Source organism: Adlercreutzia equolifaciens DSM 19450 (assembly GCF_000478885.1).
Lineage (GTDB): Bacteria > Actinomycetota > Coriobacteriia > Coriobacteriales > Eggerthellaceae > Adlercreutzia > Adlercreutzia equolifaciens.
On the sequence record NC_022567.1, the window covers coordinates 2738133 to 2751211 of the forward strand.

Consider the following 13079-nt stretch of genomic DNA (forward strand, 5'->3'; position numbering starts at 1 on the left):
CTCACCAGAGTTCGCATACTTAAACCGCAAACGCACTCGTACATGGAACTTTAAGGAGTATCAAGGTGACCGGACAGGGAACAATGACGGGCAAGGTCTTCGGCGGCCGCTACGAGATAAAGGATCGCATCGGCATCGGCGGCATGGCCGAGGTGTACCGCGCCCAAGATAGCACGCTGGGCCGCGTCGTCGCCGTGAAGGTGATGCTGCCCCAATTCGCCGCCGACCCCTCTTTCACCCAGCGCTTCCGCCAGGAAGCCGCCGCGGCTGCAAACCTGCAGAGCCCCTACATCGTGAACGTGTACGACTGGGGCCAAGACGACGACACCTATTACATCGTCATGGAGTTCGTGCGCGGGTCCGACCTGAAGACCGCCATCCAGCAGCGCGGCGCCATCAACCAGCGTAAGGCCGCCGAAATCGGCGCCCAGGTGTGCCAGGCCCTCACCGTCGCCCACAACCAGGACATCATCCACCGCGACATCAAGCCGCAGAACATCATGGTGCAGCCCGATGGCAACGTGAAGGTGATGGATTTCGGCATCGCCCGAGCGAAGAATTCCGTGAACGACAAAACGTCCGCTGTGCTGGGCACCGCCCACTACATCTCGCCGGAACAGGCCCAGGGCAAAGATCTCACGGCCGCCAGCGACATCTACTCGCTGGGCATCGTGCTGTACGAGGCCACCACGGGCAAGCTCCCCTTCGATGGCCCGGACGCCGTATCGGTAGCCATGCAGCAGGTGAAGGACGAGCCGGCCGCGCCCTCTTCCATCAACCCGAACATCGACCCCGACCTCGAGGACATCATCATGGTGGCCCTCTCGAAGGATCCGGCGCGCCGCTTCGCCACGGCCAACGACATGCGCATCGCACTGAACGACTACCTGGCCGGACGCCCCGTCACGCTGCCCGCCGGCGCGATGAGCTCGTCGTTCACCGAGGCCCAGACGCGCATGATGGGCGCCGTGCCCGCTCCCGTGCCGGGCATCACGAGCACCCAGGTTATGCCGACGGTTGCCGGCGGCACAGCGGCCATGTCGCCGAGTTCCACGGGCAATTTCCAAGCGACGAACTTCCACGACGCCAACACGAAGAAGAGCAAGAAGCCCGTTATCATCGCCCTCTGCGCCATTTTGGCCATCGCGCTGGTGGCCGGCATCGCCTTCGCCGTGTCCGGCGGCTTCAAGCCGGCTGCCCCTGCCGACGAGCCCATCGAGGTGCCCAGCGTGGTGGGCAATACCTTGGACGAGGCGACATTCACCCTGGAGCAAGCGGGCTTCCAAGTAACTACCACTCCTAAGGAAGACGAATCCGTCGACGAGGGCACCGTGCTGCAGCAAGATCCGGCCGGCGGCACCAAGCAGCCGAAGGGTACGACCATCACCCTCACCATTGCCGTGGGGCCCGATACCGTGGACGCGCCCAACTTCAAGAACATGACCATGGACGAGGCGCGCCAGGCGGCCGAGGACGCCGGCCTTAAGGTTGTGGAAGCCGAGAGCAAATACTCGGAAGATGTCGCCGAGGGCAAGATCATTTCGCAAAGCCCCGCCGCCGACGAGCCGGTGAAGCCCGGCACCACCATCGAGGTCGTCACCTCCCGCGGAAGCGAGCTGACGACCGTGCCCAACGTCATCGGCATGACCGAGGAGAAGGCCATCGACAAGCTGCAGTCCGAGGGCTTCGGTGCCGACGTGAAGGCCCGCGAGTACAGCGACAAGCAGGGCGAGGGCCGCGTCATGAAGCAGGATCCGCTGAACGACAAGGTGAAGCCCGGCGCTACCGTGCAGATCACCATTTCGAAGGGCCCCGAGCCGGAGCCCGAGCCCGACCCCAAGCCGGAGCAGCCCACCAACCCCGGCGCGACCGACCCCGGCACCAACAATCCTGGTGGCACCACCGATCCGGGCACGACCGACCCCGGCACCACCGACCCGGGCAACCAGGGCGGCGACACCGGCACCACCACCCCTTCCACCAACTAGGGTCGCATAACGAAACCGTGAAAACCGGGCGCCTCCTCCTTCGGGATGGAGGCGCCCTTCTATAATGGGACCATGCCTAATCTGCTCGACATATTCGATAAGTTCATCCACGCCGATTGGTTCAACACCCTGCTCGGCGTCGTGATCATCTGCGCGATCACCTTCGTCGTCGCGCGCATCACCGTGGCTTTTATGCGCCGCGTGCTGAACAAGACGACGCTTCTGCCTTCCAGCTCCATCTTCATCAATCTCGTGCGCATCATCGTGTGGGTCATCGGCATCTGCTGCGTGCTGTCGATGTGCTTCAACGTGAACATCTCCGCCATGGTCACCGGCCTGGGCGTTGTCGGTATCGCGGTGTCGTTGGGTTTTCAGGACACGCTTTCGAACCTCATCGGCGGCCTGACCGTCAGCGTGTCGCGCACCGTGGAACCCGGCGACAACATCCGCATGGGACCATCCGGCGTCACTGGCGTCGTGCAGGACGTCACCTGGCGCTACACCTCCATCAAAGACAGTTCGGGCACCATCACCAACATCCCCAACTCGCTCATGACTTCCACGGCCGTCTGCAAGCTGTCGCCCTTGAATGAGATTTCCATTCCCCTGGTGGTCACCACCAACAGCGAGCGCCTCACCGCCACGGCCCATCACATTGAGGACGCCGCCGAGAAGGCCGTCGCCCGTGTGAGCAAGCTGAAGAAGCGGCCCAGCGTATCGTTCTCGTCCATCACCGACTACGGGTTCAAAGGTTCGCTGAGCTTCACCATCGCCGAGGCTTCCAAAGCCTCCTCTGCCACCGATGCCGCTATCCGAGCCGTCGCCCCCTACGTGCACAACCATCTTATCGAGGAGGCCATGGGCGACCTAACCGGGCAGAAACTTACCGACGCCACCGGGTCGCTCGTGCCCGTGAAGGACGAGGAAGGCACTTCGGCCGAAATCGAGACACAAAAATAGCCCTGCCCCACGCCAGAGGATGAACCCACCTCAAAAGGTGGGTGCTCGCATCGGGTCTCCCGGCTTTCGCATCAACGGATGCGAATCTCCGTTCCAACCGCTTCTAGAGCTCCCTCGTCATAATACGTCGGTCCATCGCAGTATATGGCGGGAACAAGGCTTGATTTCAGTATACGCAAAACCTGGTGACAGGAAAGTCTTGACATACGGCACAACATAAGCTGTTGGATAAACGTTGCCCACCATCGCTGCTTGAAGGAGCACTCGTGCCAACTTTATGACAGAGACGCGGTCGACGGTTAGGCGAGTCGGAGTGCGCTACAATGGCGGCTATGGAAAACGACTTCGAAAACGCCACCATCTCGCTGTACGGTACCGTGCCCGACTCCATCGTGGACGGGCCCGGTCTGCGCTACGCCGTGTTCGTGCAGGGGTGCAGCCACGGTTGTCCTGGTTGCCACAACCCCGAAAGCCAACCGGCCGAGGGAGGCACCGAAACGACCCTCGCGGCCCTTCTGGCCGATATTCGTGCCAACGGCCTCGTGCACGACGTCACCCTCTCCGGCGGCGAGCCCTTCGAACAGCCGAAGGCCTGCGCAGCCTTGGCGGCCGAGCTGAAACGCAATGGTTACGGAGTCTGGAGTTATTCCGGTTACCTCTATGAAGATCTGGCGAAACGAGCCAACAAAGCCCGCGCCGAGCGCGATCGCCGGATCGGGGCACTCGGCGGCGAGGCGCTCCACGAGAACCCTGAGGAAGCGATGGTCAGTGGGGCTCTCGCCGACATCGCCGACGACTTGGCCGTGGGAGACCTGCTGGATTCCATCGACGTGCTCGTAGATGGCCCCTTCGTGGAGTCGCGCAAGTCCCTCGAGCTGAAGTGGTGCGGCTCCTCCAACCAGCGCCTGATCGATGTGCCGGCCACCCGACGCACCGGCTCTGTCGTGGAATGGCAGCCCACCTCGTTCTCGCTGGAAAAGCCCTCCAACTGGTAGGCGAGCACCTTTTGGAGCCATGACCGACAAAAGTTTTCGCATTTTTGGTGACCACTTTTTTGGAAATCTTTGTCATCCGATGGGTAGCCGCACGGTGAAACGGGTGCCGACGTCTTCTTCGCTCTCCACGGACACCTCGCCGCCGTGGTAGAGAGCGGCATGCTTGACGATGGCAAGGCCCAGCCCCGTGCCGCCCAGCTCTTTGGAGCGACTTTTCTCCAAGCGATAGAAGCGCTCGAAGATTTTCTCCAGCTTGTCGGCGGGAATACCCGCGCCCGTGTCGTTCACGCGGATGACGCCCATGCGCACCGGAGCAGCCGCCTTGACCCCCTCCTCAGCATCGCCTTCGCCCGGCACAACACCGTGCACGAACCCCCTACCAGACGCATCCTCCGCACCGACAACGTCCTCCGCGTACACCTCCACGAACACGCGACCGTTTTCGCGATTGTAGCGGATGGCGTTCTCGACCAAGTTGTAGATCATCTGCTTGAGCAGGGTTTCATTGCCCCGAATGATGACCGGTTCGGCCTTGAGGCCAACGGTCACTCCCGCATCGGCAGCCAGCTTGGTCAAGCGCCCCACCACCCGACTGGCCACCTCTTCCAGATTCACTGCCTCGGTTTCGTTGTCGCCCGGCGCCATCTCGTCGAGACGCGAAAGAATAAGCACATCGTCGATGAGAGCGCGCATGGCTTGGGACTCCTCGTAGATGAGCTGCGCGAAACGCGGCACGTCCTCAGGGGGCACCAGGCCGTTGGCCATCAGCTCCGCATAACCGGAGATCACCTGCAGGGGCGTTTTCATCTCATGGGAGACGTTGGCCGAGAATTCGCGGCGCATCTTCTCGGCGCGAGCCAGCTCTTCGTTGCGCGCGAGGGCCGATCTCGAGCGCGCCGGCTTGTCAGCCTCTACCTCAGGCGCGGCTACCGGCACTTCAGCAGTTTCGGCCTCGCAGCCGTTGCGCGATGCGTTGGTGGCACTCATGAGGCGTTCTTCTTCAAGCGATAGCCCACGCCGCGCACGGTGGCAACAGCCTCTTCGGAGCCGGGGGCCGCCTCGGCCAGCTTGCGCCGCAGCGTCTTCACGTGCATGTCCACCGTGCGCGTCTCGCCGACGAAGCTTACGCCCCACACCTGCTCGAGCAGCTGCTCGCGGGTAAGCACACGGCCCTTGTTCTCCATGAGTGTGCGCAGAAGGTCGAACTCCTTGCGTGTGAGGTTGACTTCCCGGCCATTCGCCACCACGGTGCGGGCGGACGGCGACAGCTTGATCGCGCCGACGGCCATAAGGTCACTGGGCTCCGCCACCTCTTCTGCAGCGCCTTGGCTCGGACGGCTCGCGCGCCGCAGCAGCGCGTTCACTCGCGAGATGAGTTCCATCATGCCGAAGGGTTTCGCCAGGTAGTCGTCGGCGCCGGCATCGAGCCCCACTACTTTGTCGAACTCGGTGCCCTTGGCCGTGAGCATCATAACGGGAAGGTTCTCCGTCGCCGCATTACCGCGCAGGGCCTGCAGCAGAACGAGGCCATCGTCGCCGGGCAGCATAATGTCCAGCAGCACCGCATCGGGCGGCTCGACCGCGCACCGCTCAACAAGACCGTCGCCATCGTGGAACGCACGCACTTCCATACCCGCTTGATGCAGCGCATAGGCAGTCAGGTCGCGGATATGCTCGTCGTCTTCCACGTAATAGATGAGCGGGGCTTTGCTCATGGGAATCCTTTCTGGAACAGGTGCGCGGTCATTGTAGCGCAACAGCCGCGCGACGCAGAGATGGGCGGCAAGGCGTCAAAGAGCCGTGGGGCCGACCGAACAGGCAGTGCCGTCCCAGTGCCGCCTCAGTGCCACCCAGTGCCGCCCCAGCGACACCTCCGCGCAACCGGAAACCAGCGCGAAAGCGACCGACGGTGCGGGGTAGCGCCGTCGGTCGCAAGGGCGGCTTAGGCGGCCGCTGCGTCGGGGGCCAGCGGCGTCTCCAGGGTGTCCACCAGCGGGTCGCGCGGTCGACGCGGCTTCTCGGGGAGAATCGCCATGACGATCTTCACCATCACCGAGACCAGCGGTAGCCACAAAGCGGTCATGGTCACGTTGAACAGCGTGTGGGCGTTGGCGATCTGCCGGGCGATAACTTCCACCTCGGGGCCGGCCGGGGGAATGGCCGCCACCACTGACGCGAAGGGCCCGACGAGCCACACGAACAAGAGGCAGCCCGATAGGTTGAAGATGCAGTGGGACAGGGCCACGCGCTTGGCGTCGCGAGACTGGCCGATGGCGGCGAGCAGCGCCGTGATGGTGGTGCCCAGGTTGTCGCCGAGAAGGATGGGGATGGCGCCGTCGAGGCCGATGATGCTCGCTCCATCGGCGCCCGGCGTGGAAGCGAAGTTCTGCAGCACGGCGATGGTGGCGCTGGAGCTTTGCACCACGAGCGTCATGAGGGTGCCCACCAGAACGCCGAGCACCGGCACGCCCGTCACCTGGGCAATCAGGTCGGTGAACACGGGGTTCTCGGCCAAGGGCTTCATGACAGCGCCCATGGTGTCGATGCCGAGGAACAAAAGTCCGAAGCCGAAGACGGCGGTGCCGACGTACTTCATCTGTCCCTGCTTGGCGAGCTGCATGATGAGGAAGCCCACGAGCACGATGCCGAGCACGTAATCGGACAGCTTGAAGGCGATGATCTGCGCCGTGATGGTGGTGCCGATATTCGCTCCCATGATGATGGGGATGGCCTGACGCAACCCCATGAGACCGGCAGCCACGAAACCGATGGCCATGACCGTGGTGGCGCTGGAGCTTTGCAGCACCGCCGTGGCCAGTGCACCGGCCAGAACACCGAAAAAGGGGTTCTTCGTCACGGCGGCCAGAATGGCACGCATGCGTTCGCCAGCCGCCTCCTGCAGGTTGCTGCTCATGAGGTTCATGCCGTACAGGAACAGGGCCAGACCGCCGAACAGTCCCAGCCCGATTTGCAGCAGTTCTTCCACCTATGCGTCTCCTTCTCACGGCGACCCGCCCCTTGCGAGCCGCGTTCGTTGACGGGTCGCACCCTTGCGGCCCGCGCTCGTCTCAGCAGGAAAGGAGTATGAAGCCCCATTGAGCTGCAGCCGTAAGAGCCACGTAAAATGAAAGTAAAATCGTGCGGCGCTACCGACCGTTAAGCCCAACCCTCCGTAGGGGCTGACCTTGGTCGCCCCTCTTTTGCCATGCGGGCGCAACCCACCCGCGAGGGCTGACCAAGGTCAGCCCCTACGGAAACGGGAATGCCGCTACCCAAAACGGCCAGCGACGTAATCGGCGGTGCGGGGGTCGGTGGGGGCGGAGAAGATAGTGTCGGTGTCGCCGGCTTCCACCACCTCGCCCAGCAGGAAGAACGCCGTCTTATCGGAGATACGCAGGGCCTGCAGCATGTTGTGGGTCACCATGATCACCGTGTAGCGCTCCTTCAGCTGGCCGATAAGCTCCTCAATCTTCGCCGTGGAAATGGGATCCAAAGCGCTCGTGGACTCGTCGAGCAGCAGCACCTCCGGCTGCACCGCCAGGGCGCGGGCGATGCACAGGCGCTGCTGCTGACCGCCGGACAGGCCGAGTGCGTTCTTCTTCAGACGATCCTTCAGCTCGTCCCAGATAGCGGCCGCGCGCAGCGACTCCTCTACGATGATGTCCAGATCGGCCTTGGCGCGCACCCCATGGCTGCGGGGACCGAAGGCAACATTGTCGTAGATGCTCATAGGGAAGGGGTTCGGCTGCTGGAACACCATGCCCACGCGCCGGCGCAGGTCGGTAGGATCCAGCGTGCGGTAGGCGTCGGAACCGTCCAGCAGCACCGAGCCTTCCACGCGACAGCCTTCCACCAAATCGTTCATGCGGTTCAGCGTCTTCAGCAGCGTGGACTTACCGCAACCGGAAGGGCCGATGAGCGCCGTCACCTGGTTTTCTGGGAAGGTGAGGTTGATATCGCGCAGACCTTGGAAGTCGCCGTAGAACAGGTTCAGGTGCTCGACGGCCATCTTCGCAGGAGCGGGTGCGGCCTCTGGAACCTCAGCTGCCGCGGGGACGCTCGTCTCTTTCGCGAGTTCTTTCAAAAAGCTCGTCATTTCTTGCTCACTTCCATTTTCTGTGCCACCACCCGCATGGCGGCGTTCAGCAGAAGAACGAGGATCAGCAGCACCACCGAGGTGGCGTAGGCCTCGTTCACGTGCAGGCCCTCGCAGGCCAGGGTGTACATGTGCACGGCCAAGGTGCGGCAGGAGTCGAACAGGGCGAAGATGCCCTGGCCGGCGAAGTCGGGGATTTGGGCCACGGTGCCAGCAGTGAACAACAGGGCCGCCACCTCGCCCACGCAACGGCCGAGAGCCAAAATGACGCCGCCCAAAATGCCGGGCACTGCCGAGGGCAGCACGCAGCGGGCCACCGTGCGCAACCGCCCGGCACCGAGGCCGAAGCCGCCCTCGCGGTAGGAATCGGGCACCGCCATGAGCGCCTCCTCGGTGGTGCGCATGATGACCGGCAGCACCATGATGGCCAGGGTGCAGGCGCCGGACAGAAGCGAGAGGCCCCAGCCGCAAGCCGTCACGAAGAACAGCATGCCGAACAGGCCGTAGATGATGGAGGGAATGCCCTGCAGCGTTTCGGCGGTCACGCGCACCAGGCGCACGAAGCGGCTGCCTCGGCGGGCGTACTCCACCAGGTAGATGGCCGCGCCGACGCCTACGGGCACCGCCAGCGCCAAAGCCAGCAGCGCCATGATGACCGTCGAGGCGAGCGCCGGCAGAAGCGACACGTTCTCGGAGGTGTATTCCCACTGGAACAGATCGGGGGTAAGCGCGGGCACGCCTCGCACCAGGATGTAGCCCACCACGAACAGCAGCACGGCGGCGGTTACCGTTGCGGCGGCATAGGTGAGCCAGCGCAGCAGCACCGACACCGCGCGGCGCCGACGGGACGAGCGGGCGATGCGGGCCTCCAAGGCATCTTCCTTGGCGAAGCAAGCAGGCATCAGATTGACGGCACCCAGGGCTCCCAAGGTCGGCGAGCAGGCGACCACCGAGGGTCGCGGGCGACGCAAGCGCAGGTTGAAGCCATCGCTCATCGCGCCTCACCTCTCTTCCGAGTAACGTTGAGCAGCATCGTGATCAGCAGGATGAACACGAACAGAACCACGCCGGTGGCGATGAGGGCCTCGCGGTGCAGGTCGGCGGCGTAGCCCATCTCCAACACGATGTTGGCCGTCATGGTGCGCACGCCAGACAGCAGCGAGTCGGGAATGATGGGCATGTTTCCGGCCACCATGACCACGGCCATGGTCTCGCCGATGGCCCGTCCCAGCCCCAGCACGATGGCGGCCATGATGCCGGAGGCGGCCGCCGGGGCCACCACCTTGAACACGGCGTGCTCGTGATCGACGCCGAGAGCCAGGGCACCCTCGTAGTAGCGAGCGGGCACGGCGTCCAAAGCGCTTTGGGCCACGGTGATGACGGTAGGCAGGATCATAATGCCTAAGATAAGGCTGGCTGCCAGCACCGAAAGCCCCGTGCCCGGCCCGAGCAGACGCACGAAGGGCACGATGATGACCAGCCCGAAGAAGCCGTAGACCACCGATGGAATGCCAGCCAGCAGCTCCACGCCGCTGCGCAGGAAGGAGCCCATGCGGCCGCGAGCGAACCGCGAGAGGTACAACGCCGTGAGCAGGCCGCCCGGCACGCCCACGATCATGGCACCGACTGTCACGTACAGGCTGCCTACGATCATGGGGAAGATGCCGTAGAGGTCGTTGGCCGGGCGCCACGTGGTGCCGAAGAGGAATTCCGGCAGCCCGATCTCGGCCATGGCCGGCACGCCGTTGGCCAGCAGAAACAGGCAGATCAGCGCCACGGCGGCGATGGAGAGGGCCGCGGCTGCGGCGAAGAGAGCGCGGGCGGCCGCTTCGCGTAGGGCACGCGGGCGGCGCTTGGGCACGCGGGCGGCCGCAGGGGCACCGGCAGCTGCGAGACCTGCGCCGGCTCCGGGCGCTCCGGCGCTCCCGGAGCCGGCGGCCGTCGATGCACTTGCTGGCGGCACGTTCAGCAGGGAGAACAGCATAGTCGATCCCGCTTAGGCGACGTCGGCCCAGCTGGTAGCCGCGCCGGTATAGATGTCGCACACCTGCTGGCTCGTCAGGTCGCTCACCGACGAGGTGGGCGACACGATGACCGCGATGCCGTCCAGAGCGATGGGGGTGCCCTCGGCGCCAGCACCGGCCTCGGAGTCTTTCAGGTCGCGGGAAGCCATGCCGATGTCACAGGTGCCATCGAGCGCCATGTTCACACCCGTGGTGGAATCGGACTGCTGCACTTCCACGGTCACCTGGGGATTAGCCGACTGGAAGGCCTCGGCCAGCTTCTCCATGACCGGCGTGACCGAGGAGGATCCGGCCACAACCACCTTCCCACTGGCGCCGTTGGAGGCGAAGGGGGCGGCTGCATCGTCGATGGCGATGTAATTGTTGTCGCTCACCACGGCCTGCCCCTCGGTGCTCATGATGAACGCGAGGAAGTCGGCGGCCGGCGCGGCGAGCTCGCCCTTCGTCACGATGTTGAAGGGACGCGCGATGGCATAGGAGCCGTCCTTCACGGCCGCGGCGGTGGGCGCAACGCCATCGATGGACACCGCCTTCACTGTGTCGTCCAGCGAGCCCAAGGAGATATAACCGATGGCGTTGGGGTCGCCGGCCACCGACGTCATCATGACCGCCGTTGAGTTGGTGATGGCGGCTGCGGACGTGGTCATGTCCACCTTGTCGCCGTTGGCGTCCTTCTGCTCGATGCCGAACAGCTCAACGAAGGCGCCGCGGGTGCCGGAGCCGTCCTCGCGGGAGTACACCGAGATGGGAGCGTTAGCGGATGCGCCGCTGCCGCCAGATGCGATGGCAGAGTCGCCCGCTGCAGCCGTATCGCCGGCCGATGCGCCCACACAACCCGCAAGCGCCACTGCCAGCGCCCCGCACAAAGCCGCCGCTCCAGCGAGCACCACCAGCCGCTGCAACCGCCGCGGCAAACGAGAAGATACCGAAGATGCTTTCATGTCGTCGTTCCTTTCAAACGCGCGGGTCGGCATCCCAGAACCACCACCCGCAAGGGCCATTCAACTCGCGAAAGCGACCCACAAGGGAACGTCGCTTCCGTGCATTCATGATGGCCCCGCTCCGTAAAAGAACTGAGCAACATCTGTAAAGAGCCACCGTCAGTTCCGAAAAGTTTTGGTAAAACCCCAGCGCCGAACGCCCGAAGCGCTTGCTTGACTGTCATTTGACTCGTATGGCAATGGCTGCTCCGAGCAGCTGCTCCGGATAGCTGCCTGCGCACTCTTCCAAACGCTGCGCATTTCCCCTTTCCACGAGTAAATGCCAGTTGAGGGCCGAAATGGTCGGTGGGCCCGTGACGCCTCTGCCATTACTGGCCTGAAGTGGCAGAAAAATGCCAGTTGAGGGCAGTTATGGCTGAGCGCCCCCGTTCGGCCTTACCATTTCGGGGTCGAAGTGGCATTTGCGCGACGGAAACAAAATAAGGGCCGCAACAAAGACGGCCCTCTGGGTGCTTTACGATAGACCAACTTAAAAGAGGTGGTCGCTCTCTTTCATTCCCTTCAATGTCGGCTAGGCAATGGCAGCATATTCAGACTCGAGAAGCTCGAGAAGCGGCTCTGCACCCGATGTTGAATCTTCACTGGCGGCCGGCTCGGAGGCGCGGCGGTCGGCCAAGGCTCGGCGAACGCGGAGAACACCGTAGGTCGCGAGCAGCAGAGCGTACACGGCCAGGTTGAGGGAGGCGTCCGCAGAACCGCCCAGCACCGGCTTGGCCAAGTAGCAACCGGCATGCACGAGAATGAGCGCGAAGAACGGATAGGCGAGCCGCTGCAGGCGCTTCCACGGCATGGCGCCCAGGCGTCGCCGTACGACGTCGATGGAGGTGACCGCCAGCGGAACCAGCAGAACCACCAGAGCCACGGCACTCGTGAAACCGGCAACGGCGAAGGGGTTGGACGCACCGACGCTTCCCAGAATCTCAAGGTAAACCACGGCGTAGAACCCGATGTGACCGGCTATGAGAATCGTTCCCAGCAAGGAAAGCTGCGCCCGGACGGGCTGCAGGCGCCGGCGCACGGCCGAGCGCTTGTCCAGCACACCCATCATCATGACCACCGCGAACAGGGCGAAGGCCACATACCCCTTCTGCACCACGAAGGCGACCTCGCGCAGCGGCAGCACGGCCGGCGGCGCTATAGTAAGGTACGCACCCGCGCCCGCAAGCGCTACTGCTGCCAGGTAAAAGAGCATCGAATGGCTGCGCAGCGGCCGGGCCAGCGCCCAGGACAGAACGGCCACGACAACCAACGTGATTAGCAGGCGCATGAGACGGCCTCCTTGCAACATTCGCCGTCAGCACCAGAGGTCGCACCAGCATCTTCGCTGCCGCTCAGCTTCTCCTCCAACTGGGCGCGGCGCTCCTTCACCAGGCCGCAGGCTAGAAGCGCCATACCGGCGTAAAAGTCACTGTCGCTCTTCTCGGCCATGGCGGCCGCCCACTCGTCCACAAAAGTGAGCACATGATTGTCGATGAAGTCCGCCTGATCCTTCTGCAGCGAGCGTGCCGTTTCCTCGTCGCCGGCTTCAACCGCCTCCGCCTCGCGGCCGGCAAGCACCGCCAGGAAGCTGAGCATGAGACCGATATGGTCGTCGGGCTCGCGGTTCTTCTTCTCGAACTCCAACCCATGGGCGCGAAATGCCGCCCGCACCTCCCGCGTGGAATCCGTGAACAGGCGGTTGTTCTCATCGAGGTAGTAGGATTCCCACGGCGCGGCCAGAGGACGCGCCGGCCCCACAAGGCTCCGAAACCAGGCCGTCTTCAAATCGTCGATGACTTCTTCTGGCCGCTCCTGAACCGAGCGCCGCCACAAGCGCAGGTGATCCGCGGCCTCGCGAACCTCTTGACTCGCGTCCTCAAAGGGCAGCTCGTCCCACAATCCTTCTACTCCAAAACGCTCTATGAACGATGCGTCTGGCTCGGCCACCAACGTGTAACCGACTGTCTGCAACATAGCCTGAATTGTCTTCAGCAAGATAGTGGCCTCTTCGTCCATCGGAGTCGCAAAGCGGCCCC

12 protein-coding genes are annotated in these 13079 nt (G+C 63.8%); 3 read left to right on the top strand and 9 right to left on the bottom strand.

Annotation, left to right across the window (positions count from 1 at the left end; all coding sequences use genetic code 11):
• Window positions 1-83 precede the first annotated feature (83 nt).
• The 3 genes from pknB (at window position 84) to AEQU_RS11170 (ending at window position 3943) form a co-directional block, all read left to right on the top strand.
• Complete coding sequence (gene pknB, locus AEQU_RS11160) at window positions 84-1988, top strand: Stk1 family PASTA domain-containing Ser/Thr kinase (RefSeq protein WP_051353442.1); 1905 nt, start codon at window positions 84-86, stop codon at window positions 1986-1988.
• A gap of 72 nt (window positions 1989-2060) precedes the next feature.
• Window positions 2061-2948 carry a mechanosensitive ion channel family protein gene (locus AEQU_RS11165; RefSeq protein ID WP_022741698.1) on the top strand — a complete coding sequence of 296 codons (888 nt, stop codon included), beginning with the start codon at window positions 2061-2063 and terminating at the stop codon, window positions 2946-2948.
• A gap of 323 nt (window positions 2949-3271) precedes the next feature.
• Window positions 3272-3943 (top strand): 4Fe-4S cluster-binding domain-containing protein, encoded by a 672-nt coding sequence (locus AEQU_RS11170; protein ID WP_022741699.1) that lies wholly within the window; start codon window positions 3272-3274, stop codon window positions 3941-3943.
• 72 nt (window positions 3944-4015) lie between these two features.
• Here the strand turns inward: AEQU_RS11170 and AEQU_RS11175 are convergent, their stop codons facing one another.
• The 9 genes from AEQU_RS11175 to AEQU_RS12050 form a co-directional block, all read right to left on the bottom strand.
• Window positions 4016-4930 carry a sensor histidine kinase gene (locus tag AEQU_RS11175; protein WP_022741700.1) on the bottom strand — a complete coding sequence of 305 codons (915 nt, stop codon included), beginning with the start codon at window positions 4928-4930 and terminating at the stop codon, window positions 4016-4018.
• Window positions 4927-5658 carry a response regulator transcription factor gene (locus AEQU_RS11180; RefSeq protein WP_022741701.1) on the bottom strand — a complete coding sequence of 244 codons (732 nt, stop codon included), beginning with the start codon at window positions 5656-5658 and terminating at the stop codon, window positions 4927-4929. Before AEQU_RS11180 ends, AEQU_RS11175 begins: the two co-directional genes overlap by 4 nt.
• 227 nt (window positions 5659-5885) lie before the next feature.
• Window positions 5886-6929: a Na/Pi cotransporter family protein gene (locus AEQU_RS11185; RefSeq protein WP_022741702.1), complete on the bottom strand. Its 1044-nt coding sequence runs from the start codon at window positions 6927-6929 to the stop codon at window positions 5886-5888.
• A 282-nt stretch (window positions 6930-7211) separates the two neighbouring features.
• Window positions 7212-8027 (bottom strand): phosphate ABC transporter ATP-binding protein PstB, encoded by an 816-nt coding sequence (gene pstB, locus AEQU_RS11190; RefSeq protein WP_425304133.1) that lies wholly within the window; start codon window positions 8025-8027, stop codon window positions 7212-7214.
• An 8-nt stretch (window positions 8028-8035) separates the two neighbouring features.
• Window positions 8036-9034 carry a phosphate ABC transporter permease PstA gene (gene pstA / locus AEQU_RS11195; RefSeq protein WP_022741704.1) on the bottom strand — a complete coding sequence of 333 codons (999 nt, stop codon included), beginning with the start codon at window positions 9032-9034 and terminating at the stop codon, window positions 8036-8038.
• The gene (gene pstC, locus AEQU_RS11200) at window positions 9031-10023 is read right to left on the bottom strand and encodes a phosphate ABC transporter permease subunit PstC (protein WP_022741708.1); all 993 of its coding nucleotides are present in this window, start codon (window positions 10021-10023) and stop codon (window positions 9031-9033) included. Before pstC ends, pstA begins: the two co-directional genes overlap by 4 nt.
• 12 nt (window positions 10024-10035) lie before the next feature.
• Window positions 10036-11004 carry a substrate-binding domain-containing protein gene (locus tag AEQU_RS11205; RefSeq protein WP_022741711.1) on the bottom strand — a complete coding sequence of 323 codons (969 nt, stop codon included), beginning with the start codon at window positions 11002-11004 and terminating at the stop codon, window positions 10036-10038.
• A gap of 571 nt (window positions 11005-11575) precedes the next feature.
• The gene (locus AEQU_RS11210; protein ID WP_022741714.1) at window positions 11576-12331 is read right to left on the bottom strand and encodes a ferric reductase-like transmembrane domain-containing protein; all 756 of its coding nucleotides are present in this window, start codon (window positions 12329-12331) and stop codon (window positions 11576-11578) included.
• Window positions 12319-13017, bottom strand: a complete 699-nt coding sequence (locus AEQU_RS12050) for a TorD/DmsD family molecular chaperone (protein WP_158318414.1) — start codon at window positions 13015-13017, stop codon at window positions 12319-12321. Before AEQU_RS12050 ends, AEQU_RS11210 begins: the two co-directional genes overlap by 13 nt.
• Window positions 13018-13079: the final 62 nt, after the last annotated feature.